This is a genomic window from Dyadobacter sp. CY261 (assembly GCF_021440085.1).
GTDB lineage: Bacteria > Bacteroidota > Bacteroidia > Cytophagales > Spirosomataceae > Dyadobacter.
This window is the reverse complement of record NZ_JAKCPW010000014.1, coordinates 1-26,931: the sequence shown is the minus strand read 5'-3', so window position 1 is coordinate 26,931 and position 26,931 is coordinate 1. Positions and strand designations below refer to the sequence as shown.

Sequence of the window (26,931 nt, the reverse complement as noted above, 5' to 3'; positions counted from 1 at the left end):
TTACCTTAATCAGGCCAGCTTTCCGAAGAACTATATTTTTATCGGCGGTAAACAGACGAGTCGGGCGGATAAAGCTGTTCACAGGCAGCGAGCCGGTCAAAAAATCTGCTGCTAACAACGGTACTGAGTGAATATCCTTAGAGTTTGCGATGTGATCTGGCATAGCAGCAGATCATCCCCTGGTAAATCGGCCAGCACCAGAGCCGGACGTCTTTTGGAACCAGACAGGTCAGAGAATGGAAAGGGAATGACTACAACTTCGCCCTTTATAAATTTTGCCATGCTTCATCTTCTTCTTCCGTCAGCCAGTCTTTTTCGAGCGTTTTCTGGCTGGCATAGTGTGTCAAGGTTTTATCCTGCTCAATGCGCTCTTCAACAAAATCATTAACCGTGAACGCAATCACCTCGACCTGCTTTCCAACGAAAGAGGCTGGCACTTCCAATGAGATGTTAGTGTTTTCCGGCGTAATCAGTGTTCTGACCATGAGCTGGTTGATAAACTTTTGATAAATTTAAAAACATTATCCGCATTTCGCAATCACCCCTGCTCCTGCACCCGGGCCTTCAATTGCAGCAACTCATCCCGCAACCTCGCCGCTTCCAAAAAGTCGAGGTCTTTCGCCGCTGCCTCCATTTTTCGCTGGGTTTCCGCGATAAGTTTTTGCAGGTCAGTTTTCCCCATGTATTGAACAACAGGATCGGCGGCGATGCGGACTTCATCCGGCTCAACGTACACTTTGCGGACTTTCGAGTCGGCAACGGACGTTTGTTCCATAATAGCCTCCTTGGATTTCCGCACCGTTCTCGGTGTAATGCCGTTCTCTACATTATAATCCATTTGAATGCTCCGCCGACGGTTGGTTTCATCGATCGCGAGCTGCATGGAGCCGGTCATCGTATCCGCGTACATGATTACCTTCCCCCGGTCGTTACGTGCAGCGCGGCCGATCGTTTGGATCATCGAGCGAGTGTCGCGCAAAAAGCCCTCTTTGTCGGCATCCATGATGGCGACGAGCGATACTTCGGGCAAGTCAAGGCCTTCTCGCAGGAGGTTTACACCTACCAGCACGTCGAAAACACCCAGACGCAATTCGCGCAATATTTCCACGCGGTCCAGTGTCTTCACTTCGGAGTGAATGTACCGGCATTTGATACCCACACGATCTAGATATTTACTAAGCTCTTCTGCCATACGTTTGGTCAACGTAGTGACCAGGGTGCGATCTCCGAGCTTGGTACGTTCGTTGATTTCTTCCAAAAGATCATCGATCTGGTTCAGACTTGGCCTTACCTCTATTTCAGGGTCTAACAAACCGGTAGGGCGGATAATCTGCTCAACTACAACGCCTTCCGACTTACGTAGCTCATAGTCCGCAGGCGTGGCGCTTACAAAAATGGTTTGCGGCGTCATGTCCTCGAATTCCTGGAATGTCAATGGTCGGTTGTCCAACGCCGATGGGAGCCTGAAACCATATTCTACCAATGCTTCTTTCCGTGAACGGTCACCGCCCCACATCGCGCGGATTTGTGGCATTGTGACGTGACTTTCGTCCACTACCATCAGAAAATCCTCGGGAAAATAATCCAGCAGGCAAAATGGACGCTGGCCCGGCATGCGTCGGTCGAAGTAACGCGAATAGTTTTCGATACCAGAGCAGTAGCCCAGTTCGCGCATCATTTCCATGTCAAACTCAGTCCGTTCCTTCACGCGTTCCGCTTCAGCCAGCCTGCCTTCCGAAATGAAATATTTGATCTGTGTCTGCAAATCGTCCTGTATCTCCTTAATGGATTGGTTCAGTACATCACGGCCGGTCACGAACAAGTTTGCGGGAAATATGGCAATGGCTTTTTCAGAAGAAATCTTCTTGCCACTTTCAGGCTCAATACGCTGGATTTCCTCAATTTCATCCCCAAAAAAGATAAACCGATATGCAAAATCAGCATATCCCGGAAACACATCCACCGTATCTCCCTTTACCCGGAAATTACCGCGGTTGAATTCCACTTCCGTACGGCTGTAAAGGATTTCCACCAGCCTGAATAAAAACTGGTTACGCGGCACGATATCGCCCAGTTTGGCACTGACAATGCTCTTTTTGTATTCCATAGGGTTACCCGCACCATAGATACAGGACACAGACGCGACCACGATCACATCCCGACGTCCGCTCATGAGTGACGAAACCGTGTGCAAACGCAGCTTCTCGATCTCCTGATTGATCATCAGGTCCTTTTCAATGTAGGTATTGGTGGTGGAAATGAATGCCTCCGGCTGGTAATAGTCGTAATAGCTGATAAAGTACTCGACAGCATTGGTAGGGAAAAATTGCTTGAATTCGCCGTAAAGCTGGGCTGCGAGCGTTTTATTATGGCTCAAAACCAAGGTGGGTTTATTGACCTTCGCCACCACATTGGCCACTGTAAATGTCTTTCCAGAACCCGTAACACCCAGAAGCGTCTGGGCCGGTTCTCCGGCTTCTATTCCCTGTATGAGTTGGATGATTGCCTCCGGCTGATCGCCCGTCGGCTGGTATTCTGAAGTGAGTTCGAAGTTCATAACAAGTCGTAAGGCAGTAACAAGGATAACGCATTTCAAAGATAGATTAGTTTCCTTGAAATGCGTCCCTGATTCCCCTATGCTTGCTTCTGCAACAGCGGCTGTGCATTCTCGACAGCCTTTTTCTCTTTCCAGTGCTGCCAATCGAGGCCGAGCAACTTGGTCATACTTTTATCGACGAACGTGTGGCGCACGAGGTTCATACCGCCACGGACGGCCGTGAAAATGGAATTATTCGCACGCAATGCCAGGCTAAAACCACCATCTACATAACGGATATAGTGCCACCAGAGCGAAGGAATAAAAATCGTCTCGCCGTGGTGAAGGATCGTTTCATAACCTGTTGCCCCTTCCAAAGCCGGGAATTTTTCATAATCCGGGTTGAGCGGGTTCACCTTGCTCATGACGGTGAATGGGTGGTGATACAAACGGCGGCTTTCTTCGGGAGAGAATAAAATGACCTGCTTACGGGTCTGGAATTGCGTCAGGAACACGTTCGAGCAGTCCATATCATAATGCAGGTTGGTAATAGAACCTTCCCCGCCGAAGAATACGAATTTGTAGGACTTCAAAAAGCCATCCATGATCGTCGGGAACCGGATATCGTCCGCGAGCTCGGGGATTTTCTTGAAAATATCGAACAGGAAAATGCGGAGATCGGTCGGCCCCTTTTCGATAAGGCTCAGGTAATCGCCGAACTTCATGGTTTTAGCGATCTGGAAATATTTGTCGGCATCATGAATATGGTTATCCACCAAAGGCACATCGAGGTTCCCGTGATTTTCACGCAGCCAGTCGAAAGTCCACTTTTGAACCGCCGGCCAATCTTTCGCCAGGTCGGTGAACACAACCGGGCGACTTGGTTTTAAGTAATTTTCAATGAATTCTTCGCGCGTAAGTCCGGTGCGCTTTTCTATGGGCACTAATTTCATATCAAGAAACTGAGTAGGTAATCGACTAGTTAAAATATTGCCGCCTTTGCAACGGCACAAAACCATCTTTTTTCAAGTGGCCCGTACGCCGTTCAAATGTATTAAAGAGATTTCAAAAATATAAATTTCACAGAATATAATAAACGTTCTCTTTAATATTGATAGGATATATAGTTTACTATTTTGCCAGTAAAATCGCTATTTTAGGACAGCGCTTTCAAAAACCGCCAGCCATGAAATATTTCACCTTACCACCCTCAGCCGACCTGGCCCGCTATGTCCGCTTCTTCTGGGTACTGGAACACGAACTCTCGGACTCTGAGCCGTATTTCCACCGAACAATGGCTGACGGCTGCGCGGAAATGATATTTCATTTCAAAGGGCGGTTTGATGAAATTCTCGAAACCAATGAATCAGAACCTTCGTTCCACTCCGGCATTCACGGGCAATCGCAATCGTTCCGGCGGTTTGTGATCGGGCAGGACTTCGGGATCTTGGGAGTATATCTTTATCCTTACGCCGTTCCTGCGCTGTTTGGCATACCTGCGGTGGAATTGAGTAACCAAATGCCCGACCTTACCACATTCCTTGGACAAGCCGGTTCGGAACTGGAAGAGCGGGTCATGCTGGCCGTCGACCATGCTTCGCGCATCAACATCATTTCCGATTTCCTGAGAAATTGTGCCCGCAACCATGAAACACACGAGCCGGCGGTTTTCTCCATTATTGGCAACGTGATACGTTCTAATGGCGTTGCCAGGATCCCCGATCTTGCGGCACAGAGTTTTCTGTCAACGAGGCAATTTGAGCGAAAGTTCCTGGCTTTCGCGGGTTTCAGCCCGAAGCTTTTCAGCCGGATAATCCGCTTTCATTCGGCACTCAATGAATATGGTAATAAGGACAAGTCGCTTACCGAAATCGCTTACGAATGCGGCTATTACGATCAGTCGCATTTCATCCACGATTTCAAGGCATTCTCGGGAGAGCATCCCAAAACCTATTTTTCCGGTAATGCCGAGGGCATGGGATACCGGGATGTATGATGTCGTATTTTTCCAATTTCCGGATTAGGGGCCTGTCTAGTTTTGTTTAAACCAAAAGCAAAAAATCATGAGTAATGTAAAAATCCCGAACGGCCACCAGACCATCATGCCTTACCTGATGCTGGACGGTGCCGCAAAATTCAAAGATTTCACCACCACCGTTTTTGCAGGGACGATCAATTCCACGCACTTTCAGGAGGATAATCGCGATCAGATCAAACATTCGGAAGTGACGATCGGCAACAGCACGATCATGTTTTGCGACAGCCGGGCCGAATGGCCCGCGCAACCTGCCAACCTGTTTGTGTACGTTGAAAACGCTGATGACAGCTACCAGAAAGCGCTGGATGCCGGCGGCACGAGCATCATGCCACCCGCCGACCAGGATTATGGCCGAAGCTGCGGGGTTACCGATCCCTGCGGAAACACCTGGTGGATCACCGCCGTCCTATAACAGCAATGCCGTCTTTATGCCTATATTAGCGCATCAAGACGGCATTCAGCTTATGATCGATTATAACAACAAAATTTTCGTCCCGTTGTCCAATTCAGAGAATGGCGAGGTGGATCTGGAGATGCAATTTGTTTACAAACAAGCAGGCAATATCGTTACCTCGTCCTATTCCGGCGGGCGTATCCGCAGCGGGCATCTGATCGCGCTCGTGGATGGACAGGGCAACCTGGACATGCGTTACCACCAGGTGAACGACAGAGGCGAGATCACCACCGGCATTTGCAAATCAACGCCCGAGCAACTCCCCAATGGCAAAATCCGTATGCACGAGAAATGGCAATGGACTTCGGGCGACCGGTCGGAAGGGGAATCGTTGCTGGAAGAACTCTGATATTTCATCCAAACTAAAAACTGCCATGCGCATACGGCTCTCGCTCACATTGCTGTTCATACTCGCGTTGTTCGCTGGTAACGCTTTTGCCCAAACGTCTAAAATCGCTTCGGGCTCCACTAAATTCAACGTCAAATTCATCCTCGGAACCTGTAATGGCACATTCGACGCACCGCGCGGCGAAGCCATTTTCAATGAGAAGAATCCGGAAAGTGCGTCTTTCGACATAAAAATTGCGGCGAATACATTCAAAACCAACAACAACTCCCGGGATAAGGATCTCAAGAGCGACAAGTATTTCTGGGTCGAAAAATATCCTGATATCCATTTTAAATCTACCAAAGTCGAAAAGAAAGACGGCAAGTACCAGGCTACCGGTACGCTCACTATGCGGGACGTTTCCAAAACCGTGACCCTTCCTTTCGAAGCTAAAAAGAATGCCGACGGCAGCTATTTGCTTACAAGCACCTTTGAAGTCAACCGCCTCGACTACAAGATCGGCGAAAAAGACTGGAAGCTGAAAGACGTCGTGACGGTCAATCTGCAAGCGACAATCAAGTAGCGTTCCCCTCCGTTTCTTACTCTTCATTTTACCTGTCACTAAAATTTTTCCTGGTGTAATTGTAATTAGTCTAAATAATATCTTCCTTTACAATTATAATTAGTCTAAATTAATTTTCTGTGAAGTATTATTTTACCCTTTTCCTCACCTTCCTGACATTCAGCAGGCTTTTAGCCCAGGACAGCAGTGGTTCGGTGGAAGGGCGGGTATTATCAAAAAGTGGCAAGCCTGTTTCGGAGGCCACCATTTTTCTTAGGAATACGGTTCACGGCACGCAAACGTCAGCAGAAGGCCTCTTTTTGCTCTCAGCTCCATCCGGCGATTATGCATTGATAGTACGCACGATCGGGAATGAAGAATCGACCCTTAAAATCTCGATTAAAGCCGGAGAAAAACTCAAACTGGACGATATTGAACTAACCGAGACCCCGCTTGCACTAAATGAAGTGGTGATTACGGGACAATCGGGGCCACAATCGCTGCGAAACTCCGTATACCAGGTACGCACGATCGACAACGAGCGCATACGTCTGCGCGGGGCAACGAATTTGCAAACAATCCTCAATACAGAGCTGGGAATCCGTTTTTCCAACGATCTTACCCTCGGTACCAGCGACATACAGCTGATGGGAATGTCGGGGCAAGGCGTCAAAATCCTTCTCGATGGCATTCCGATGGTCGACCGGGGCGGCACGCGCGAAAGCCTGGGGCAGATCGATATCAATACCATCGAGCGCATCGAAATCGTCGAAGGACCCATGTCGGTCATATACGGTACCGATGCATTGGCTGGGGTGATCAATATCATTACAAAGAAGGGGCACAGCGACTCGCCGCTCACAGTTAACGCCCGGATCCAGGAAGAAACAGCGGGCGACGAATATAATGCCCTCACAAAAAAGGGCACGCATAATCAAGGTTTGGGCCTCACCTGGCAAAATGAACATTGGCAGTTTTCCGGTAATGTTACGCGAAACAATTTCGGTGGATGGCGGGGAGCCTCTATTGGCCGCGCCAAGGCCTGGATGCCGAAGGACCAAATGCTTTACTTGGCAGGCGTACGTTATAGCGGCAAACAATGGAACATCTGGTACCGCTTCAACGGGACCGATGAAACCATCAAATACCTGGGCAACCGTAACTCAGTATCCGGCATTGCCGCTGATAAGGATTATATTACCAACCGATGGTTCCATCAGGTACAGTCAGAAATCAAGCTCAATGAAAAGCTGAATCTCAACAGCGTCGCATCTTTCACTGACTATTCTCGTAAAACACTTAGCACCAACGAAGATTCTACCGGTCGCCGGACACTATCGCTCGATCCCGGCGCTCAGGATAAGTCTATTTTCACCACTGCTTTTTTCAGGGGAACGGCATTTTATAAAGCAGCCACTTACATTTCGATATTGGCAGGAATCGATTTTTCGAACGAAAATGCTTCCGGCGCACGTATTCTTGGAACTCCTACGATTAATGAATATGCATTATTTCTCGCACCTGAGATCCGCCTTGGTAATTTTTTCAAACTTACACCAGGCCTACGGTTCCTGAAAAACTCCGTTTACGACGCGCCTCCGGCAATCCCCTCCGTCAATGCTAAACTGACCATCAGCAAATCGCTTGATTTCCGCTTCGGCTATGCGCGCGGCTTCCGCTCACCTGCCTTGCGCGAACTTTATTTCGATTTTCACGACGCGTCGCATTCAATCAATGGAAATGTCAATCTAAAAGCCGAATATTCGAACAGTTTCAACTCGTTCCTGGTATGGCAGGCCGCGAGCCGTACGGGGATCAGGGTTAGCTCCACGCTTGGCAGCTTCTACAATGTTTTCCACGATCTGATCGACACCGGCATAGATCCGGACGACCGCACACAGACGACCTATCTGAATATCCATCTTTTTAAAACCACCGGATTTTCACTCGACAACAAAATATCCTGGAAAAACCTGCAAGCGACGCTCGGTGCCACTTACATCGGCAGGTACAACGAGTTTTCCGAATCGCCGGAAGATTTCGGCTCTTTACCCAAATTTGTATGGTCAACGGAAATCAATGCTAATCTGCTTTACTCCTTTAAAAAAGCGGGGGCCAGCGTTAACCTGTTCTATAAATATTCAGGCAAACGCCCTGTTTATGAAACCGCCGATCAGGTTAACGTCCACCTCGCAGAAACGGAGGACTTCCATATGGCCGATCTGACCGCCAGCAAAACACTCGGTAAGCATCTCAATCTACTGGGCGGCATCAAGAACCTTTTCGACGTCACCAACCTGCAAAATACATCCACCGATACCGGCGGAGCGCACAGCACGGGCGGTGCGGTACCGATGTCGTTTGGAAGATCATACTTCCTCGGCCTGAACTTTCAATTCACAAAAAACTAACAATCAATACCCTTTCATTATAACTCCAATAAATTATGAAGAAAATAGTCCGGTCACTTTTACTGGTTGCATTCCTGGGAACTTTCAATGCATGTAGTGACGACGAACCGCCACTACCGGACAACCTCGCTGCTTTCGAAAGCACTGAAAAAGGGTTTGAAGGTGAGGAAACTGAAATTAAGATCGCCCTTTCGAGAGCGGTAGACGCAGCTACGGCTATTTCGGTGTCGCTGACCCCAACGCAGCTCACTTACGGCACCGAATTCACTACGATACCTGCTGCCGCAAACAATGCTATCACACTGTCGGTACCTGCGGGACAGTCGTCTGTTTTTTTCAAGATAACTAAAAAAACCGGGGTATTGCTGGACGGCGACGAAAGCATTCAGTTCAAAATTTCATCTGTTGGCACCCCTGTATTGGTAGGAACCAATTCTTCCCTGAAACTTAGCTTCAAAGCGATTATTTCGGAAGGAACGGGCATCCAGCTCAATGGCATCGCGGGTACAGAACCCGGCAGCAGCGCGGCCAATTCCGTTTTCCTCGATCTGAGCAGCAATGCGCAGACGCCTGTCCTCCGGGATAGCTGGGACCTCGGATTCTTCAATGGCACTGATTTTCGCGTGACCATCAACGGAACCAACGGTGCCTCGGCCCTTGTCACCACCAAAACGGACATCAATGCCGTTTCTGACAAGGATTTTGTGGGTGATTCATTGGCAGTCGGCCAGGGCGTTGGAAAACTGGCCCTCGTTGATGACGCTGCGGGAGACCTTACCAAGACTGTTATCCAGGCTGTGTCAGCAACCGATGCCGACAACAAAGTTTACATCCTGAACCGCAAAGGCGGAAGCGGCAGCGTACTCGCTACAACTGACCTGTACAAAATCCTCGTTCTCCGCAAAGGCGCTGGCTATACGCTCCAATATGCGAAAGTGAACGAAACAACTTTCAAGACGCTCGACGTTACCAAAGATGCGGCCTACAACTTTGAGTTTGTTTCACTTGAAAAAGGCGCTACCGTAGATGTGGAACCTGCCAAAGATCGTTGGGACCTGAAATGGGGTTACAGCATGTACTTTACCAACTTCGGTACCGGACTAATTCCTTACGGCTTCTCCGACCTCGTATTTACCAACAGCCTGGCTAATGTTGAAGCAGCCGAAGTCCTTACCTCAGCTGCTACATACGACGCATTTGCCGAAAGCAACCTCACTGGTATTACATTCAGCAAGGCTGCCGACGCAATCGGTTCCAAATGGCGTGTAACTTCCGGTGGCACAGTGGGTGTAAAAACCGATCGTTTCTACCTCATCAAAGATCCGGCGGGTAATATTTACAAACTCCGTTTCGTGAGCTTCCACCCGAACGACGGCGGCGAGCGCGGCAAGCCTAAGCTGGAATACAAGCTCGTCAAAAAAGGAGCTTAAAATTACAATATCAAACACATTTAAGTATGTTATTGAAATCAATTATCCTCTCGGCCATTGCCCTTTCCGCAATGCCGGAAAGGGCGGCCAAGCAGAATTTTGTCATGCAAAAAGCTGCTGCCAAACCGGAAATCAAGGTGATTAAAGACCTGAATGCAAATACCAAGTCCTATATCTATTTTAGCCTGGCCACCGGTAAGGAAGTTCCTGCCACCGACGCCAAAACAAAGAACTGGGATATTGCATTCAGCAAAACCACCATCGCTACCAATAGCGGCACAAGCGGCCCTGGCGAAGGCGGTGCGATTGTGCTGGAAAAACCATTTGACCAGGTAACCGAAGCTCCGAAAGATGGATTCAAGACCGACGGAGACGCTGGTTTTGCAATTCCCGGTGGTAGCGGAAATTCATGGTATAAATATGATATGAGCGTGCACGCGATCCTGCCGATTCCGGGAAGGACGCTTTTGGTGAAGACTGCGAACGGCAAAGTCGCCAAAGTGGAGATTATCAGCTACTACAAAGGCGCACCCGAAGATGTGCCGACCGAAGAATCCAGCTATTACACTTTCAGATACGCGATTGCCGGCGAAGACCGCAAGTTCTAATGCAAAAAAGACTCCGGAGCTCCGGAGTCTTTTTTGCTATCTGACATACTTCCAGTTCCTTACCTTCCCTTCGGCCAGCCATTCCAATCCTTGTTCAAGGCGCTTCAAACGTGTCGCCTCTGTTTTGGCATCTTCGAACCATTCCACATATTCCTTTTTATTGGATTGGCTGAAATCCTCAAAAACCGTCTTTGCGGCGGGGTTATCTTCCAATGCTTCGGTCAGGTAAGCGGGGATGACCAAATCCTTTGTTTCTTTCGGTTTGTCGTCCTTTTTTTGCTTCACCCCACTATCGATCAGCCGCATTGCTTCCAGGATAAACCCTTTCAGATGTGTTTCTTCGGGCAGATCTTCCATCCTAGCGATTTTACCGAGACTACCCATTCCGACGCGTTCGCCATTGACAGCCAGCAGTTGATGCGGATCGTTAAGCCGCGATTCCAGCCAGAAGCCAAACGCGCAATGCTGCTTAAATGAAGCCATGCTGCACAGGATACTGCCCTTATACTCGAAATGCGGAAAACTCCATTTCATGGTTTCCTTTGCTTCCGGGCAGGTTTCGTGTACGAGCGCGCGCAGGTATTCGAGAATAGGGATCGCAAAACTGGCCGATTTGACGATGTAAGCGTCAATACGCGGGTCGCTATAAGTCATTTTAATTAACGATGGTTTCCGGATTTCTCTTCTCCAAAATTCCTTTCAAATTGGTCAACCCTTCCTGAAAATCCTTGCCAATCGATTCCTCCATATTCATAAATGGCAGCATGACGTTCATCGGAATGGGCATTCTTCCCGTGAAGCCCCAACGAACCTTCGTAGACGTCGAGTTGACTGCCTCAGTGATCATGTAGGCATCACTTGTACTTTCGAACGGTTTCAGAAAGCGCAGCTCGGTATCGATCCGCTGGCCTTCCTCGATTTTCGTAATCTCCTGCTCTCCTTTCCCAACCTCATCATTCCCTTCCCACATCGATACGAAACCAACCGTACCGTCTGTTCCTGAGAATGTCTTCTGCATATTAGGATCGCGAAGTCCCCAGACACTCCAGTCGTTCTGTTTCCTGAGGGATTTGAGATATTCAAAAACCTCCGCTTTTGGTTTATTGACGACAATCTCGCGCTCGACGGCGTAATCCTTTGGCATGATAAAAGCGGCAATCAGGAACAGTGCAATAAGTCCCAGCAAAATGTAGAGCACTTTTTTCATAGAGGAAATGCTTTTGGGTGAATAATTAAACCTGTACTTAACTTCATCAAGATCTTCAATCCGCTCGGTATTGGTCATACCGGCTTTTTCCAGCACCCTGATGGACGCTGCGTTATCGACATTCACAAATGCGATAACATCTGTGGCATTCAGAACATTTTTCGCAAACCGGATGAGCCCGGTCGCAATTTCGGTACCTACTCCACGCCCCCAAAATTCCTCCATTATCCTGTACCCAATTTCGATTGCCGCCCCAATCTTGTCGAGCTTGGCCGCACCGATCAATTCCCCGGAATGCCGGTCCTCGATCAGATACCTACCCAAATAAGTATCCATCCCATGTTCTTCCAGAAAGCCCGCCAGCATCCTGTCCGACTCCTCGCGGGTGAGCGAATAGCCAGTCACATATTTCATTACATTCTCATTATTGCTCAATCTGTAATACTTGTCACCATCCGAGGCCGTCATCTTGGTCAGTACAAAATGCTCAGTATATATAGGTTGTATGACCATGGGTTCGGTTGTTGTCTTCTTTCCCCGGAAAGAGGTCAGATAAATATACATTTTTTATTAAAGAGTTGCACTCATTCGAAAACTACACTTTCCGGTTGGTCCTTCTGAACGACCAACCGATTGTGAGGAACAAAAAAGCAGTATAGTTTTTTGATTTTCAAGGCAGTAGCATTTTTGTTAACGTTCATTAACATTGCTTAAAATTTGCAATCTACATTTGAAACGTTATATTTGAATTACTGGTCGTTTGTATCACAATTCCGCTCCAATAGTTCCAATCATTCTTGAATTCATTATAAAAGTATGAATTTTTTAATGACCTGATTTCAATCAGCCTCATGATAAAAAGAACTTTTGTATTGTTTTTCTGGCTCGCACAATTTGCCATTTCACTGCTCATCGGGCAGCAAGGGGTTGTTGCGTGCAAGATTGATATGGGAACCGAGGCATTTTCCCCATACGAAGTTGAGGAAAAACCAGGTACGGGTAATATTGTCTTAATCGACGATACGGTTTGCAAAGACGAGACGGTTGTCCGGGCCGACGAATTCGCATGGAAAGAAGCTATTTCCGACCTGCTAAGACACCGACACTCTACTTACCGGTTCGTGACGCTGGTCTCTCAGGCCGCGCCTCAATACGAAATCACCAGGGTTCCCAAGGTTATCAGGGAATCCGTCCAGCTATTGCCCGTTAGCAATGGAGAGATCAAGCTGCCCGACTATTACAGCTTTCTCCATCGCCTTTGCCCCTTTTGAAATCGCCGCAAGCGTTCTTTAATCCAAAAATTTCGTAACCAACGGTCGGTTCCGTATGCCCTTTCGCGCATATTCGGACGAACCCGGGCTTTACGCTGTTTCCTTCTTTCTGCCGGTTTGCCGCGCAGCTAGAAGGCTATACTACTCCCTTGCTTTACTGCCAACCAATTTATACAAACGCATCATCATGAAAAATTTAAAATGGCCACTCCTTTTGCTCGTCAGCGTTTTCGCCTACGGATGTGCATCCAAAAGTGAAACGTTGTCCGACGCAAAAGACAGCGTTCTGACCATCCCCGTAACGGAACTCAAACCTCAGAAAACAGAATTACACCGCGAATACGTGGGCGACATCCACGCCGTGCGTAACGTTGAAATATATGCCCGTGTAAAAGGTTACCTGGAAGAGGTATACGTGGACGAAGGCAAGGAAGTAAAAAGAGGACAGACTCTCTTTCGCATTAATAATGAAGAATACGAAGCGCAGCTTGCCAAGGCGAAAGCGACATTGCAGAGCGCGATAGCCGATGCAAAAGGCGCCGAGCTGGAAATGAAACGTGTAAAACTGCTGGTTGACAAAAACGTCGTTTCAAAAACCGAACTCGAAGTGGCACAGGCGAAACTTGCTGCTGCCAATGCCAAAATCGAAGAAGCCAAATCCGAGAAATCGAATGCGGCAATCCTATTGGCACATACGGTGATCAAAGCGCCATTCGACGGAGTGGTCGATCGTCTGCCACATAAGATGGGCAGCCTTATTGATGAGGGCACATTGCTGACAACCCTGTCGGACACCAAGGCTGTTTATGCTTATTTCAATGTATCTGAAAACGAATACCTGGAATATGTCAAAGCAAGAGGCAATGCGGCTACCAAAAATGCTGTCGTAGAGCTCGAACTGGCCGATGGTTCTTTTTTCAAACATAAAGGCACTATCGAGACCATGGAAGGTGCATTCGACGAAGGGACCGGGTCCATCGCATTCCGCGCGAAATTTTCTAATCCGGAAAAATTGTTGAAACATGGCTCCACGGGCACGATCCGCCTGACCAACACCGTCGACAATGCCATTTTGATCCCACAAAAAGCAGCTTTCGAAATTCAGGACAAGAATTTTGTATATGTTCTCGGGAAAGACAACAAGATCAAGACGCGCAGCTTTGTACCGCATTCGCGGCTCTCTACTTTTTATGTAGTCAAATCAGGCCTGGAACCAGGAGAAACGATTGTTTATGAAGGCATTCAGTCATTGCGGGATGGCGTGACCATCAATCCCAGGACTGTTTCCATCGACACCACCGACGCGTCGGCCGAAAAAATCGAGCTTACCGCGCGGTAGCAATTCTTCTTCCACCTGATTTGTAAATTATGTTTCAAAAATTCATTGAGCGACCGGTACTCTCGCTGGTCATCTCTATCTTCATAACTCTGCTCGGGATTCTGGCAGTGCTGGAATTGCCCGTTTCACAATTCCCCGACATCGTTCCTCCGTCCGTAGTCGTAACCGCAACCTATACTGGCGCCAATGCCGAAGTGTGCGTCGACGCCGTGGCCGTACCGCTCGAAAAGGCCATCAACGGGGTGCCCGGGATGACCTATATGACCAGCGTTTCCGGTAACGACGGGGTTACTACTATTAATATTTCCTTTAACGTAGGTGTCGATCCCGACCTCGCAGCCGTAAACGTTCAGAACCGCGTCCAAACGGTGATCGACGAGCTTCCCGAAGAGGTAATCAAAGCCGGTGTAACGACCGAAAAGGAAGTAAACAGTATGCTCATGTATCTCGACATCATGAGCTCCGATTCTACGGTCGGGGAAGATTTTGTTTACAATTTCGCCGACATTAATATCCTCAAAGAGCTCAAACGGATCGACGGCGTGGGCCGTGCGCAGATCATGGGTAGCAAGGATTACTCCATGCGCGTTTGGCTGCAACCCGACCGCATGAACAGTTATAGTGTCTCTGCCGACGAAGTAATCCAGGCGATTCGCGACCAGAACGTGGTGGCCGCGCCCGGAAAAACCGGTGTAAGCTCCGGCCGCGAAAAGAATGTGCTGCAATATGTATTGAAATACACCGGCAAGCTATTTGAACCCGCGCAATATGAAAACATAGTATTGAGGTCGAACCCGGACGGTTCTGTTCTGAAACTCAAGGATGTTGCCAAAATCGAATTTGGGACGCTGGAATATGACATGGCCTCCAAATCGAACGGACGCCCTTCCGCTTCGATCATGATCAAGCAGCGCCCGGGATCGAATGCCCAGGAAGTGATCCAGGATATCAAAGACAAAGTAGCTGAGTTGAAAACGACCACATTCCCTCCCGGAATGGACTATTTTGTTTCCTACGACGTCTCCCGTTTTCTCGATGCCTCCATTCACGAGGTAATCCGCACGCTCATCGAGGCTTTCATACTTGTGATCCTGATCGTGTATTTGTTTTTGCAGGATTTCCGCTCGACGCTCATTCCCGCCCTGGCGGTACCCGTGGCGCTGGTAGGCACATTTGCTTTTATGCAGATGTTCGGCTTTTCGATTAACCTACTGACGCTTTTTGCATTGGTTTTAGCAATCGGTATTGTAGTCGACAATGCCATTGTGGTCGTCGAGGCGGTACACGCCAAGATGGCCGAAAAACACCTCGATGCGAAAGAAGCAACCATCGAATCCATGAAGGAAATGAGCGGCGCCATCATCGCCATTACGCTCGTAATGTCGGCGGTATTCGTCCCCGTGGCATTCATGTCCGGCCCCGTCGGGATTTTCTACCGGCAGTTCTCGATTACCCTGGCGATTTCCATTGTGATATCAGGCATTAATGCGCTTACGCTTACGCCTGCATTATGTGCGTTGATGCTGAAAAACACCCACGGTCAGCCTGTTAGACAAAACCTGCTTACACGCTTTTTTGGCGGATTTAACAAGGGTTACGACGGTGTTCAGAGCGGTTACCGAAAACTTTTATCCTCGATCATCGGCCGCAGGATGATCACGATCGGGTTATTGATAGGATTCTGCGTGGCCACCTTTGGCATCAACTCCATCCTTCCAAGCGGTTTTATTCCAACTGAAGACCAAGGCGTGATTAACGTGAACGTAACGACTCCGGTCGCCGCAACCGTGGAAAGAACCGAGGCTGTTTTGGATGAAATTCAAAAAGTAGCCGAAAGCCTCGAACCGGTTGAATCCGTTTCATCGCTTTCCGGTTACAGCCTGCTCACCGAATCGGCTGGTTCGTCTTACGGAATGGCGATGATCAACCTGAAACCCTGGGATCAGCGTAAGGCATCCGTTCAGGACATTATCGCAGAAATGGAAGCGAAAACGAAGCACATTACCGATGCCGAAATCCAGTTTTTCCCACCTCCTACCGTGCCTGGCTTCGGTAATTCCAGCGGTTTCGAATTGCGCGTGCAGGACCGCTCGGGTAACGAGGATTTGCAGAAAACAGCGGAAGTAACCAACCAGTTTGTCAAAGCCCTCATCGCCACACCTGAAATCTCCGCCGCATTCAGCAGCTTCGATGCGAGCTTTCCGCAATACATGATCCACGTCGATTCCGATATCGCCGCTAAAAAAGGCGTTTCTATCGACATTGCCATGAGCACGCTGCAAACTATGATTGGTAGCTATTATGCCTCCAATTTTATCCGTTTCGGACAAATGTATAAGGTTATGGTGCAGGCCGACGCGAGCTATCGCAGAAATCCCGAGGACATTCTGAAATTGTATGTCAAAAACAATCGGGGCGAAATGGTGCCGTTCTCCACTTTCATCCGATTAGAGCGCGTTTACGGGCCCGAGTTGCTGACGCGCTATAATATGTATACATCGGCGATGATCAACGGTGACGCTGCACCGGGATATAGTAGCGGGGACGCTATTAAGGCCGTCGAACGGGTAGCAGCCACCAGTCTGCCGAAAGGCTACACTTACGACTGGTCAGGCATGACGCGGGAGGAGATCCTTTCCGGAAACCAGGCTATTTTTATCTTCGGCATCTGTCTTGTGTTCGTGTATTTACTGCTTGCGGCACAATATGAGAGCTTTCTGTTGCCATTGCCGGTTATCCTTTCACTACCTACCGGAGTATTTGGTGCATTCCTTGCCCTGAAATTAATGGGCTTGGAAAACAACATCTACGCCCAGGTGTCATTAGTCATGCTGATCGGACTTTTGGGTAAAAATGCGATCCTCATCGTGGAATATGCGATTATCCGTCAGAAAGAAGGCCGAACTGTGATAGAAGCGGTTTTGGAAGGCGCTACCGAACGTCTCCGTCCTATCCTGATGACTTCCTTTGCATTCGTGGCTGGCCTTATTCCATTGGTAATGGCTTCGGGTGCGGGTGCGATCGGCAACCGCTCTATCGGGGCTGCGGCTGCGGGCGGAATGCTTATCGGGACCATTTTCGGGGTGATCATCATCCCTGGCTTGTATGTGATTTTTGCAAGTATGGTAAAACCCAAAAAGGTTCGTCCGGTGGTGAAGGAAGAGGAAGCCTTGCTGCATTAATGCCCTCAAATCTCATTTAAGGCCGCGGGGCTTTCCGCGGCCATTCATATCAGCATTTATTTTTAATGAAAAACTATAAAAAGCTCTCCCACGTGCTGGTGGTCACTTTGCTCATATCGGTTACGAGCTGCAAGCTCACGCAGCCGATAGAGCAACGCGCCCGCATAAAAGCACCCGACACATTCGCGGGGCAAAACGACTCGACAGGCATTGGTGCCATTCAATGGAAGGCATTTTTCGCCGATCAGCACCTCGTAGCCCTCATCGACACCGCGCTTCAAAATAACCTCGACCTAAAAATGGCTGTTCAGCGCATCGAAATGGCACGTGCAGGTATCCTTGCCGCACGCGGTGCCATGCTGCCGGTAGTCGGCGCAGATGTTTCTGGTGGTGGTCGTAAATTCGGGGACTACACGATGGATGGTGTGGGTAACTACGACACCAACTTCTCCGAAAACATCGACAAGGACCGTCGCCTCCCTGCCCCATTTATGCCCGATTATTTTGTCGGGCTTCGCAGCTCATGGGAGATCGACATTTGGGGCAAGCTCAAAAATCGAAAAAAGGCCGCATATAGCCGGTTGCTGGCTAGCGAAAAAGGTCGTCAGGCGATCGTAACAGGGCTGATTGCGGAAATCGCGCGTTCCTATTACGAACTTTTGGCGCTTGATACCGAGCTTGACATTATCCGGAAGAACATCGCATTGCAAGAATCGGCCGTAGAGACGATCAAAATCCAGAAAGAGGCCGGTCGTGCCAACGAACTCGGAGTCCGCCAGTTGACCGCGCAGCTGCTGAATACCCGCAGTCTGGAGTTCGAGGTCCAGCAAAAGGTTACTGAAATTGAAAACAATGTAAACCTGCTCACCGGCCGTTTTTCACAATCGGTGCCGAGAAGCAATGGGCTGCAACAGACAATGCCGCAGACGATCGGCGCAGGCGTCCCAGCTCAAATGCTAAGGAGACGCCCGGACATTCAGCAGGCGCAGCTCGATTTGCAAGCCAATTATTCCGAACAACAAGCCGCGCAACTAGCATTTTTGCCATCGTTGAACATCACGGCATTCCTGGGATTCAATGCATTCAAGAGCAATCTGCTATTCTCATCAGGTTCCATTGCATACTCCGCGCTGGGCGGGCTGACAGCACCATTAATTAACCGCAAAGCATTAAAAGCGGCGCAAAAAAGCACTGAAGCAGCTAGCCTGGAAGCGCTTTATGCCTACAACAAGTCGGTGCTCAATGGTTTTCGCGAAGTAAGTACTAGTCTCAAAAAGCTGGAAAACATGAAGCAGATCGGTGAACTGAAAAAACAGGAAGTGGAAGTACTTCAACAAGCCGTGGCCACGTCCAAAGACCTTTTCCTGACAGGCTATGCCTCCTATCTGGAAGTTATCACCGCACAGCGCAGCGTTTTGCAGGAAGAATTGAATTTGACTAATGTGCAGAAAGAACAGTTTTTGGCATTGATAGAATTGTATCGGGCAGTCGGGGGAGGCTGGGAATAAACGGAAGCTTCAACAGGACGGTTTGTGATTGTCCTGTTGAAGTATCTATTCAGTAGTGCCTGTAATAGATGTCCACCGTATCAATTGCCGGGTTATATTCTCCATCCATAACTACGCTCGTGACAAGCGGTGTATCTGCGGCACCTGTCAGGCCAAATCGAATTGTTTTAGTCCCTGAACTTGTAACTGATTGGAAATAATATTTTCGTTTCTTCCTATTCGTCATATCCATTCTTTGCTTAAAATTGGCAAGCTCAACGATAACAACGCCATTTTGCCTTATTACCAGAGAGTCATTTACATTCCGGAGTGTCTGAACCATCTGACTGTCAAATGTGGTCGTTACGTTAGCTTTTCGATTCACCATTTTCACCGCTGTACAAACATTACAAGGCGGAAATACCCGGTTAAAAACTTCAAATTCATCCTTCCTGCAACCGTCACAACCTACCAGTGCTCCCAGCGCAAGAACAAGCATAACAGAGTACCTAAACATAATTTTCCATTATTATTGACTACGGCCTAAATCCATAAGTTACGTTCAAATATGATCGATAATTGAGCGCGCTACCCATAAAATTGCCAAGTGCGTAATAACCATTATCACTACCATTCCACCCCCAATTCAGATGATACAACCTGAGGCGCGTTTCAATGCATTGCGCATACGGGTCTTCCGGCTCAACATAATGATTGACCGCCTCTATCCCATCCACAACCCATATATGAAATTGTCCGATGTCATCCGTCCCTTTTGTACCATCAATGATAGCCGGATAACCAAAAGATAATTCTGATAAGGCATTATTTTCATAAGTAGTCCAAGCTACCCGCGTGCCTGGCTTTGAATATCCGGCAGCGACAAAGGCATCCTTAATATTTTCCCTCCATGTCAAAGTGTTACAGCCAATAAAATTGTAGTTTGACCCCGCCCACATACCGGCAACTCTAATCAGGCTGGCAATCATCATATCTTCGGGATCATTGGTATTGCATAAAAGTGCACTGAGATCGAGAAGAGGATAAGTAATAGGCTGGGGACCGGCAGGAGGTACTGTGTAGTGAGTTGGCTTTTGTAAATTGCTTGCATTCCAAACCTGTGCGATCGCAACTGCACCACATCCCGCCGGCGCATTGTTACAGTCTGCTGCGACCGCACATGAACGGCTGGGACAATACCTGTTATATCCCCAACCTTGCCCCCAACTCGTTTGTAAATCGGTAACACAAACGCCTCCCAGTTGTCAGGACAATTACGGCCAGGCGGTAATTGAGGGTCTGCCTTTGTTGTAATTCTTCCGGACTTTATATCAGCGTGTCTTTCAAAATCCCTCCAAAGGGCTTCTATATCCTTTTCCGGTTTCGATAGCTCTTTTTTCCCTTGATAAACCTGATCCATCACGTGACTGATCCACACTTGGACGCCCGGGTTGCCGGGGTTAAAAGTACCGCTGTCTGCTTTTGCCAATATCGGTGTTACCCGTCTGTCTGCCGCGACAATAGTAAAGCCGCGGTTCTCGCTATTATCGCCTATATAGTCAATAACATGCATTAAATCATCCCCCCGACTATCCTTTAAGGTCCTGACTTTACCCACCTTTCTGGGTGTGCCTGTCGTCGTCGCACTCGTGCGAAGGTTTTTCCCGGCAGTTTCCTGATTACGGTTAAAATCTGCATAGCTTGATGCTATTTCCGTCGCCCTGGAAGCGCTTACCGACAACGGTTCAATTGATTTGTTGGAGGTTGGCCACGGATCTTTTCTATCCTGCTTACACTGAATGAGGCAGAGGCCGAGAACAAAAATGGGAAGGACAAATAATGCAAATTTCTTTTTCATGGTCTTCAGTTTGGAAAAATCATTGTAACAGATATTTCCACAAAAAGACCAAACTACTTTTAGTACTCAAAAAAGAACCGGTTGTACTTTACGCCCAAGCCGGTTGTATTTTACAACTTGACGATCAATTCTAAATCATATACTTTGCAGCATTAAGTCGCACACTTATGATTCCCTTCTTTATTATGTCAACAGGGTTTAACGAAAAAATCAGGGCTATAAGAATGATGAGAGGAATTAAGCAAAGTGAAATTGCTTGCCTCCTGAACGTCAAGCAGCAATCGATAAGCAAGATTGAAAATGGGAAGGTTCGCATAGATAAAGCGGTCGCAGAAAAAATTGCCCAATACTTTGGCTTCTGTAACCAATTTGAAATGGAGGCTTTCTACGAAAAATACATCAGCAAGAAAGAAGTGCGTGAAAATCAATTAGTTTAATTGGACACGATCCAGCAACAAAAAAAGGGCACCTAATCCGGTGCCCTCCTCAATAATACTGCAAATTATCCTTATTGTTTCTTCTTAGTACCTGCCAGGCTCGGCTCTTTCGAGATCACGATCAGATCGGCTAGCATTCTACCTGTTTCTGTCAGGTAAATGTCCTTTTTCTTTTTCACTTCCTTAGGAGCTTCGGCTACTTTTGAGTCGGTTTCTTCTTCCTCATCGTCGGCACTGTCTTCGCCCAGCTGCTTCATTGCTGCACGTTTCTTCTCTGCCTCGTCGCGTTCCAGCTTGCGTTTCGATTCTTGTAGGGAAACGACTTTGTTTTCGCGTGCCGTCTTGAATTCATCCAGCGTTTTTACCAACGTTTTCAACTCTTCGTCAGTTTTCAAACGGTGTTTGTACTTATCACGAAGTTGTTCAACGATTTTCGGGTTGATATTGCTATTTACCTCGTAGCGCGAAGATGGGATCTGGTCCCAAGGCAATGCACTGGGCTGAGAGCCTTCGCCATATTCATTAACCTTGAATGCGGTAGGCAATTCCAAATCCGGCATCACACCTTTTAGCTGCGTACTGCTGCCGTTAACGCGGTAGAATTTCGCAACGGTAAGTTTCACCTGACCCAACTGATCTTGCTCTTTCGGCACCCATTGGTTCAGGTCGATCAGCGTTTGAACGGTTCCTTTTCCATACGTCTGCTCCCCTACGATCAGCCCACGCTTGTAATCCTGGATCGCAGCCGCGAAGATTTCAGATGCTGACGCGCTAAAACGGTTCACCATGACAGCCAGCGGGCCATCGTACGCAATGCTGGGATCATTATCGGACTGCACTTCAATTTCGCCCTGGCTTTCCTTCACCTGAACAACCGGACCGCGGTTAATGAACAGACCTGTCAGCGAAACAGCTTCGGTAAGCGAGCCACCGCCATTGTTACGCAAATCAATCACGATACCGTCTACATTGGAAGCGTGCAAATCGGTGATCAGCTTCTGAACGTCGCGGGTAGTGCTTGAAAATTCCTTCTCACGGTGTTGAGCGCCTTCAAAGTCACGGTAGAACAACGGAATGTCGATTACGCCGATTTTAAAATCCTTACTACCATTATTGATAGATACGATTTCACTCTTAGCACGTTGCTCTTCCAGCTTGATCTTCTCGCGAACTAGGCGATATTCTTTCGGGGCCGATCCGGGCAATGCATCAGCAGAGATGATCTGCAAACGAACCACAGTCGATTTCGGGCCTTTGATCAGTTTGACCGCATCGTCCACAAACCAGCCGACGATATCCACAAATTTGCCTTCATCGCCTTGGGCAACGGCAACGATCTTATCTTCTTTTTTGAGTTGTTTTCCTTTAAATGCAGGTCCGCCCGGGATTACTTCAACGATTTTGATATAATTATCTTCCTCGCGAAGCAATGCACCGATACCTTCCAGTGACTGGCTCATTTCCTGTTTAAAACGGTCGGCCGACGTAGGCGCCATGTAGCTGGTATGCGGGTCGAGTGATTCCGCGTAAGCATTCATGAACATCTGGAACACCTGCTCTGTACGGATACGGCCTAATGCACGATCACGGGTTTTGTAGCGATCACGAAGGGTTGATACCACCGCAGTGTCCGCCTTTCCTGACAGTTTGAGGTCTAATGCCTCGCTTTTGAGGTATTTCCGCCAAGTATCGTTCAATTCGTCGGTATTTTTAGCCCATGCCGCTTTTTCGCGGTCTGTGTTCATGGACTCGTCTTGCGTAAAGTCGAAAGGTTTCGCTTCTTTCAGCAAGGTCTGAATGTATTCACTCCTTTCTTTATAGCGCTTTCTGAAAACGTTATAAATTTGGAATGGAACGTCAAGTTCTCTTTTTTGCAGATAGTCGTCGAAAGAGTTCTTATACTGCTCGAATTCCGCAATGTCGGTAGCCAGGTAATAGAGCTTTCCGTGGTCTATCGCGTCGAGATACTTATCAAACATCGCTGTCGAAAGAGAATCGTTCAGCTTGGTTTTTCTATAGTGATAGCTGGATAGGATCCTGGTTGTCAGCTCTTCCGCCTTGTATTGTGCCGGAATCGGCTTGATATCTTCATCCATGGAGGCGGCCGCTGGTGCCATTACCCCCACTCGTTCCTGAACAGGGCCCCGCTGCCAACCCAGCAACACAACCGGAATAAGAGTGATAAGATACTTTTTCATTTGCACGTTTGCTATTTTACGATTTCCAATAATTCAACCTCAAATACGAGGGCTGAATAAGCCGGTATCTGAGGTCCTGCCGCACGCTCACCGTAAGCCAGTTGATATGGAATAAAAAGCTTCCATTTCGATCCGACCGGCATTAACTGAAGCGCCTCGGTCCATCCTTTGATCACGCCATTGACCGGAAACTCGACCGGCTCGCCTCTGTCGACCGAGCTGTCAAAAACTGTTCCATTGGTCAGTGTGCCATGGTAGTGTGTCTTTACTTTATCGGTTGCAGCCGGTTTCGGACCTTCGCCGGTTTTGATGATCTGGTATTGCAGACCGCTCTCGGTGGTCACTACACCTTCCTTTTTCTTGTTTTCTTCCAAAAACTTCTCTCCTTCTTTCCGTACCACAGCCCCTTTTTCCTCCATCATCTTTGTGAAGTAGCCTTGAATGAACAAATTAGCCTGATCCGACGTAAATGCCGTTTTTTCACCTTTCAAAGCCGCTTTAACGGTCTGTGTAAGTAGTTCGCTGTTGATATCGCTAATACCTTGTGAAGATAGCGAGTTTGCGAAGCTCACTCCGATCGCCGCAGACAAAGAGTCAGCAGTTGTCTTGAGTGTTGCAGGAGTTGCTGTTGTTTTTGAAGTTGTTGCCGCTGACTTCTTTACTGTTGCGGCCGGTTTAGTTGTTTTTTTGATAGTCTGTGCTGTGCCTTCCGCGGTTGCCAATACTCCAAATGCCAGGACTGCTAAAATGGTTTTTTCTAATTTGTACATTGCACTGATGAACGGTCGAAAAGATTAAAATTTAATAGATAAGTATTATTAACGATCTCAATTACAACAAAAACACAATCAGTACCTAAAAAAGTTTTAAAAATGTTCCAACCGGCGGATAAATGGTAAATTAGCCGACCGCAAAGCCATCCCATGCACTTCCTTAGAAAAATCTAATTTTATATCGCAGCTTTTAGTTAAATCATTCTGTTTTTACCAAAATAAAACTCTACCTTTGCGCGAGTTTTCAGAAAACTTACTACTATACTCTAAATAAGTCAATTATACTATGGTATCTGTTAGACCGGATGAAGTTTCGGCCATCCTGCGCGAACAACTTGCAGGCGCTCGATCAGAAGCAGAACTCGAAGAAGTAGGAACAGTCCTTCAGGTTGGTGACGGTGTTGCCCGCATTTATGGTCTTTCCCAGGTACAAGCGGGTGAGCTGCTTGTTTTCGAGAACGGCCTTAAGGCCCTCGCTCTAAACCTCGAGGAAGACAATGTGGGAGCCGTATTGCTGGGGGATTTCAGTGACATCAAAGAGGGTGCGACTGTAAAACGTACCAAAGAAATCGCTTCCGTGAAAGTGGGTGACGGAATCATCGGCCGTGTGGTAAACACGCTGGCTGAGCCGATCGACGGAAACGGACCTATTACTGGTGAGACCTTCGAAATGCCTATCGAGCGTAAAGCTCCGGGGGTAATCTACCGTCAGCCGGTAACTGAGCCGCTTCAAACCGGTATCAAGGCGATCGATGCGATGATCCCCATCGGACGCGGACAGCGCGAGCTGATCATCGGTGACCGTCAGACGGGTAAGACTGCGGTTGCGATCGATACAATCATTAACCAGAAGGAATTTTACGACAAAGGCGAACCGGTATTCTGTATCTACGTTGCCTGTGGACAGAAAGCTTCTACGATCAAGTCGATTGAAGCTACACTTCGCAGATACGGAGCGATGGACTACACCGTGATCGTTGCTGCTGGTGCATCCGATCCTTCTCCAATGCAATTCTACGCACCATTTACAGGTGCTGCGATTGGTGAGTACTTCCGTGATACCGGCCGTCCTGCATTGGTTATCTACGACGACCTTTCGAAACAAGCGGTATCTTATCGCGAGGTGTCCCTGCTGCTCCGTCGTCCTCCGGGCCGCGAAGCTTATCCAGGTGACGTATTCTACCTCCACAGCCGCCTTTTGGAACGTGCTGCGAAAATCATCGCTGATGACAGCATTGCTGCCAACATGAACGACCTTCCACCTTCATTGAAAGGCAAGGTAAAAGGTGGTGGTTCATTGACAGCCCTTCCGATCATCGAAACACAAGCTGGTGACGTTTCGGCTTACATTCCAACGAACGTAATCTCGATCACCGACGGCCAGATCTTCCTTGAATCTAACCTGTTCAACTCGGGTATCCGTCCTGCGATCAACGTGGGTATCTCGGTTTCCCGCGTAGGTGGTAATGCACAGATCAAATCGATGAAGAAAGTTTCGGGTACCCTGAAACTTGATCAGGCGCAGTTCCGCGAATTGGAAGCATTTGCTAAATTCGGTTCCGACCTTGATGCCGCTACCAAGCTGGCGATCGATCGGGGACGCCGCAACCAGGAAGTTTTGAAACAAGCACAGTATGCGCCGGTACCTGTCGAACTTCAGGTAGCGACTGTTTACGCTTCCACCAAAGGTTTGCTGGATACCGTAGACGTTGCACGTGTGAAGGAATTTGAAAAAGACTTTACTACCGTACTGGCTGGACAATATAAAGAAGCCCTTGCTGGCTTGCGTGCCGGAAAACTGGACAACAGCGTAACAGACGTTATCGAGAAAGTAGCTAGAGAAGTTGCTGTAAAGTATCGTTAACCGGTAAAAAGGCCGTAACCGAACACGTTACGGCCTTTTCCTGATACACGTTCAATAGGATCACCGGATCGCATAAAACACCCAGAGAATGGCAAGCTTAAAAGAAGTACGTAACCGCATTGTTTCGGTTAATTCCACACAGCAGATCACCAAAGCCATGAAAATGGTAGCGGCCGCCAAGCTGCGTCGTGCACAGGACAGCATCGTTCAGATGCGTCCTTACGCACAGAAGCTTGGAGAAATGCTTCTGACAGTTTCGTCAGCATCGGAGAGCGCTGCCGACAGCCCGCTGAAAGCCGTTCGCTCGGTGGAGAAGGTGCTGATCATAGTCGTAACGTCCGACCGTGGATTGTGCGGAGCATTTAACACCAATGTTATCAAAGCTACACTCGCGCGGATCGAATCCAAATATGCGGTTCAGGCAGCGAAAGGAAATGTAGAGATTTTTGCAATCGGCAAAAAAGGCGCTGAGTCGCTGGTACGCCGCGGATTTACCGTAAACACTGCTTTTACCGATCTTTTCGGACGTCTGAGCTTTGTGAACGTGAAAAACGCAGCCGAAGAGATCATGAAGGATTTCTCCGAAGGTCGTTACGACGCGGTGGATATCGTTTACAACGAGTTCAAAAACGTCGCAACGCAAATACTGCATACCGATCCATATCTTCCGATCAAAGCTGAGAACAAATTGACCAAGTCGAAAAAGACTGAGGTTAACTATATTTTCGAACCGACCGAGGAAGAAATCCTTGCGGAACTGATCCCAAAATCGTTGAAAATTCAGCTGTACCGCGCTGTTCTCGAATCCAATGCATCGGAACAGGGAGCACGTATGACAGCGATGGACAAAGCAACGGAAAACGCTCAGGAATTGCTCAAAGAACTGCGCCTGGTTTACAACCGGACGCGTCAGGCAGCGATCACGAAAGAGATCCTCGAAATCGTAGG

The 26,931-nt window shown here is 48.2% G+C and carries 23 protein-coding genes and 1 pseudogene; 14 read left to right on the top strand and 10 right to left on the bottom strand.

Translation table 11 applies throughout. From position 1 onward, the window contains the following. Positions 1-266: 266 nt before the first annotated feature. The 3 genes from LZD49_RS28975 to LZD49_RS28965 form a co-directional block, all read right to left on the bottom strand. A complete protein-coding gene (locus LZD49_RS28975) occupies positions 267-485 on the bottom strand; it encodes a hypothetical protein (protein ID WP_234671419.1) in 219 nt (72 codons plus the stop codon). A gap of 53 nt (positions 486-538) precedes the next feature. Continuing rightward, positions 539-2,557 (bottom strand): excinuclease ABC subunit UvrB, encoded by a 2,019-nt coding sequence (gene uvrB / locus LZD49_RS28970; RefSeq protein WP_234671418.1) that lies wholly within the window; start codon positions 2,555-2,557, stop codon positions 539-541. A gap of 77 nt (positions 2,558-2,634) precedes the next feature. Beyond that, positions 2,635-3,489, bottom strand: a complete 855-nt coding sequence (locus tag LZD49_RS28965) for a cupin-like domain-containing protein (protein WP_234671417.1) — start codon at positions 3,487-3,489, stop codon at positions 2,635-2,637. 233 nt (positions 3,490-3,722) lie between these two features. Between LZD49_RS28965 and LZD49_RS28960 the strand changes: the two genes are divergently transcribed. The 7 genes from LZD49_RS28960 (at position 3,723) to LZD49_RS28930 (ending at position 10,367) form a co-directional block, all read left to right on the top strand. Next, positions 3,723-4,532 carry a helix-turn-helix domain-containing protein gene (locus tag LZD49_RS28960; RefSeq protein ID WP_234671416.1) on the top strand — a complete coding sequence of 270 codons (810 nt, stop codon included), beginning with the start codon at positions 3,723-3,725 and terminating at the stop codon, positions 4,530-4,532. A 67-nt stretch (positions 4,533-4,599) separates the two neighbouring features. Beyond that, complete coding sequence (locus tag LZD49_RS28955; RefSeq protein ID WP_234671414.1) at positions 4,600-4,986, top strand: glyoxalase/bleomycin resistance/extradiol dioxygenase family protein; 387 nt, start codon at positions 4,600-4,602, stop codon at positions 4,984-4,986. A gap of 52 nt (positions 4,987-5,038) precedes the next feature. Beyond that, entirely contained in the window at positions 5,039-5,377 is a 339-nt protein-coding gene (locus LZD49_RS28950) for a n-acetylglutamate synthase (protein WP_234671566.1), read from the top strand. 25 nt (positions 5,378-5,402) lie between these two features. Next, entirely contained in the window at positions 5,403-5,939 is a 537-nt protein-coding gene (locus LZD49_RS28945; protein WP_234671407.1) for a YceI family protein, read from the top strand. Positions 5,940-6,058: 119 nt separating this feature from the next. After that, positions 6,059-8,329: a TonB-dependent receptor domain-containing protein gene (locus LZD49_RS28940; protein ID WP_234671405.1), complete on the top strand. Its 2,271-nt coding sequence runs from the start codon at positions 6,059-6,061 to the stop codon at positions 8,327-8,329. Between the two features lie 35 nt (positions 8,330-8,364). Next, positions 8,365-9,759: an HmuY family protein gene (locus LZD49_RS28935; RefSeq protein ID WP_234671403.1), complete on the top strand. Its 1,395-nt coding sequence runs from the start codon at positions 8,365-8,367 to the stop codon at positions 9,757-9,759. A 26-nt stretch (positions 9,760-9,785) separates the two neighbouring features. Next, a complete protein-coding gene (locus tag LZD49_RS28930; RefSeq protein WP_234671401.1) occupies positions 9,786-10,367 on the top strand; it encodes an HmuY family protein in 582 nt (193 codons plus the stop codon). 36 nt (positions 10,368-10,403) lie between these two features. Here LZD49_RS28930 and LZD49_RS28925 read toward each other — a convergent pair whose 3' ends face one another. Together LZD49_RS28925 and LZD49_RS28920 are read right to left on the bottom strand one after the other, a co-directional pair. Further along, positions 10,404-11,021, bottom strand: a complete 618-nt coding sequence (locus tag LZD49_RS28925; RefSeq protein ID WP_234671399.1) for a YdeI family protein — start codon at positions 11,019-11,021, stop codon at positions 10,404-10,406. A gap of 1 nt (position 11,022) precedes the next feature. Continuing rightward, positions 11,023-12,138 carry a GNAT family N-acetyltransferase gene (locus tag LZD49_RS28920; RefSeq protein ID WP_234671397.1) on the bottom strand — a complete coding sequence of 372 codons (1,116 nt, stop codon included), beginning with the start codon at positions 12,136-12,138 and terminating at the stop codon, positions 11,023-11,025. Positions 12,139-12,425: 287 nt separating this feature from the next. On the opposite strand from LZD49_RS28920, the gene LZD49_RS28915 reads away from it, so the two are divergent. The 4 genes from LZD49_RS28915 (at position 12,426) to LZD49_RS28900 (ending at position 18,874) form a co-directional block, all read left to right on the top strand. Continuing rightward, entirely contained in the window at positions 12,426-12,845 is a 420-nt protein-coding gene (locus tag LZD49_RS28915; protein ID WP_234671396.1) for a hypothetical protein, read from the top strand. A 187-nt stretch (positions 12,846-13,032) separates the two neighbouring features. Beyond that, the gene (locus LZD49_RS28910) at positions 13,033-14,184 is read left to right on the top strand and encodes an efflux RND transporter periplasmic adaptor subunit (RefSeq protein WP_234671395.1); all 1,152 of its coding nucleotides are present in this window, start codon (positions 13,033-13,035) and stop codon (positions 14,182-14,184) included. A gap of 29 nt (positions 14,185-14,213) precedes the next feature. Beyond that, entirely contained in the window at positions 14,214-17,366 is a 3,153-nt protein-coding gene (locus LZD49_RS28905; RefSeq protein ID WP_234671394.1) for an efflux RND transporter permease subunit, read from the top strand. A 65-nt stretch (positions 17,367-17,431) separates the two neighbouring features. Then, complete coding sequence (locus LZD49_RS28900; RefSeq protein WP_234671393.1) at positions 17,432-18,874, top strand: efflux transporter outer membrane subunit; 1,443 nt, start codon at positions 17,432-17,434, stop codon at positions 18,872-18,874. A gap of 49 nt (positions 18,875-18,923) precedes the next feature. On the opposite strand, the gene LZD49_RS28895 is transcribed toward LZD49_RS28900, so the two are convergent. The 3 genes and pseudogenes from LZD49_RS28895 to LZD49_RS28885 form a co-directional block, all read right to left on the bottom strand. Further along, positions 18,924-19,370 (bottom strand): hypothetical protein, encoded by a 447-nt coding sequence (locus LZD49_RS28895; RefSeq protein ID WP_234671392.1) that lies wholly within the window; start codon positions 19,368-19,370, stop codon positions 18,924-18,926. A 19-nt stretch (positions 19,371-19,389) separates the two neighbouring features. Continuing rightward, positions 19,390-20,115 (bottom strand): C10 family peptidase, encoded by a 726-nt coding sequence (locus LZD49_RS28890; protein ID WP_234671565.1) that lies wholly within the window; start codon positions 20,113-20,115, stop codon positions 19,390-19,392. A gap of 161 nt (positions 20,116-20,276) precedes the next feature. Continuing rightward, positions 20,277-20,711 (bottom strand): annotated as a pseudogene (locus tag LZD49_RS28885) (Spi family protease inhibitor); the annotation flags it as partial. Between the two features lie 167 nt (positions 20,712-20,878). On the opposite strand from LZD49_RS28885, the gene LZD49_RS28880 reads away from it, so the two are divergent. Beyond that, positions 20,879-21,148, top strand: coding sequence for a helix-turn-helix transcriptional regulator (locus LZD49_RS28880; RefSeq protein ID WP_234671391.1), 270 nt, complete (start codon positions 20,879-20,881; stop codon positions 21,146-21,148). 71 nt (positions 21,149-21,219) lie between these two features. Here the strand turns inward: LZD49_RS28880 and LZD49_RS28875 are convergent, their stop codons facing one another. Then, on the bottom strand, positions 21,220-23,346 hold the full coding sequence (locus LZD49_RS28875; protein WP_234671390.1) for a carboxy terminal-processing peptidase: 2,127 nt from the start codon (positions 23,344-23,346) through the stop codon (positions 21,220-21,222). 11 nt (positions 23,347-23,357) lie between these two features. After that, positions 23,358-24,116: an FKBP-type peptidyl-prolyl cis-trans isomerase gene (locus LZD49_RS28870; protein WP_234671389.1), complete on the bottom strand. Its 759-nt coding sequence runs from the start codon at positions 24,114-24,116 to the stop codon at positions 23,358-23,360. Between the two features lie 289 nt (positions 24,117-24,405). On the opposite strand from LZD49_RS28870, the gene atpA reads away from it, so the two are divergent. Further along, positions 24,406-25,983 (top strand): F0F1 ATP synthase subunit alpha, encoded by a 1,578-nt coding sequence (gene atpA, locus LZD49_RS28865; protein ID WP_234671388.1) that lies wholly within the window; start codon positions 24,406-24,408, stop codon positions 25,981-25,983. An 88-nt stretch (positions 25,984-26,071) separates the two neighbouring features. Continuing rightward, positions 26,072-26,931, top strand: an 860-nt coding sequence (gene atpG / locus LZD49_RS28860) for an ATP synthase F1 subunit gamma (RefSeq protein ID WP_234671386.1), incomplete at its 3' end; no start/stop codon positions are given.

Excerpts from the sequence above, each read along its gene's own strand:
- LZD49_RS28975 (WP_234671419.1), bottom strand. The coding sequence starts at position 485 with ATGGTCAGAACACTGATTACGCCGGAAAACACTAACATCTCATTGGAA.
- uvrB (WP_234671418.1), bottom strand. The coding sequence starts at position 2,557 with ATGAACTTCGAACTCACTTCAGAATACCAGCCGACGGGCGATCAGCCG.
- LZD49_RS28965 (WP_234671417.1), bottom strand. The coding sequence starts at position 3,489 with ATGAAATTAGTGCCCATAGAAAAGCGCACCGGACTTACGCGCGAAGAA.
- LZD49_RS28960 (WP_234671416.1), top strand. The coding sequence starts at position 3,723 with ATGAAATATTTCACCTTACCACCCTCAGCCGACCTGGCCCGCTATGTC.
- LZD49_RS28955 (WP_234671414.1), top strand. The coding sequence starts at position 4,600 with ATGAGTAATGTAAAAATCCCGAACGGCCACCAGACCATCATGCCTTAC.
- LZD49_RS28950 (WP_234671566.1), top strand. The coding sequence starts at position 5,039 with ATGATCGATTATAACAACAAAATTTTCGTCCCGTTGTCCAATTCAGAG.
- LZD49_RS28945 (WP_234671407.1), top strand. The coding sequence starts at position 5,403 with ATGCGCATACGGCTCTCGCTCACATTGCTGTTCATACTCGCGTTGTTC.
- LZD49_RS28935 (WP_234671403.1), top strand. The coding sequence starts at position 8,365 with ATGAAGAAAATAGTCCGGTCACTTTTACTGGTTGCATTCCTGGGAACT.
- LZD49_RS28930 (WP_234671401.1), top strand. The coding sequence starts at position 9,786 with ATGTTATTGAAATCAATTATCCTCTCGGCCATTGCCCTTTCCGCAATG.
- LZD49_RS28925 (WP_234671399.1), bottom strand. The coding sequence starts at position 11,021 with ATGACTTATAGCGACCCGCGTATTGACGCTTACATCGTCAAATCGGCC.
- LZD49_RS28920 (WP_234671397.1), bottom strand. The coding sequence starts at position 12,138 with ATGTATATTTATCTGACCTCTTTCCGGGGAAAGAAGACAACAACCGAA.
- LZD49_RS28915 (WP_234671396.1), top strand. The coding sequence starts at position 12,426 with ATGATAAAAAGAACTTTTGTATTGTTTTTCTGGCTCGCACAATTTGCC.
- LZD49_RS28910 (WP_234671395.1), top strand. The coding sequence starts at position 13,033 with ATGAAAAATTTAAAATGGCCACTCCTTTTGCTCGTCAGCGTTTTCGCC.
- LZD49_RS28905 (WP_234671394.1), top strand. The coding sequence starts at position 14,214 with ATGTTTCAAAAATTCATTGAGCGACCGGTACTCTCGCTGGTCATCTCT.
- LZD49_RS28900 (WP_234671393.1), top strand. The coding sequence starts at position 17,432 with ATGAAAAACTATAAAAAGCTCTCCCACGTGCTGGTGGTCACTTTGCTC.
- LZD49_RS28895 (WP_234671392.1), bottom strand. The coding sequence starts at position 19,370 with ATGTTTAGGTACTCTGTTATGCTTGTTCTTGCGCTGGGAGCACTGGTA.
- LZD49_RS28880 (WP_234671391.1), top strand. The coding sequence starts at position 20,879 with ATGATTCCCTTCTTTATTATGTCAACAGGGTTTAACGAAAAAATCAGG.
- LZD49_RS28875 (WP_234671390.1), bottom strand. The coding sequence starts at position 23,346 with ATGAAAAAGTATCTTATCACTCTTATTCCGGTTGTGTTGCTGGGTTGG.
- LZD49_RS28870 (WP_234671389.1), bottom strand. The coding sequence starts at position 24,116 with ATGTACAAATTAGAAAAAACCATTTTAGCAGTCCTGGCATTTGGAGTA.
- atpA (WP_234671388.1), top strand. The coding sequence starts at position 24,406 with ATGGTATCTGTTAGACCGGATGAAGTTTCGGCCATCCTGCGCGAACAA.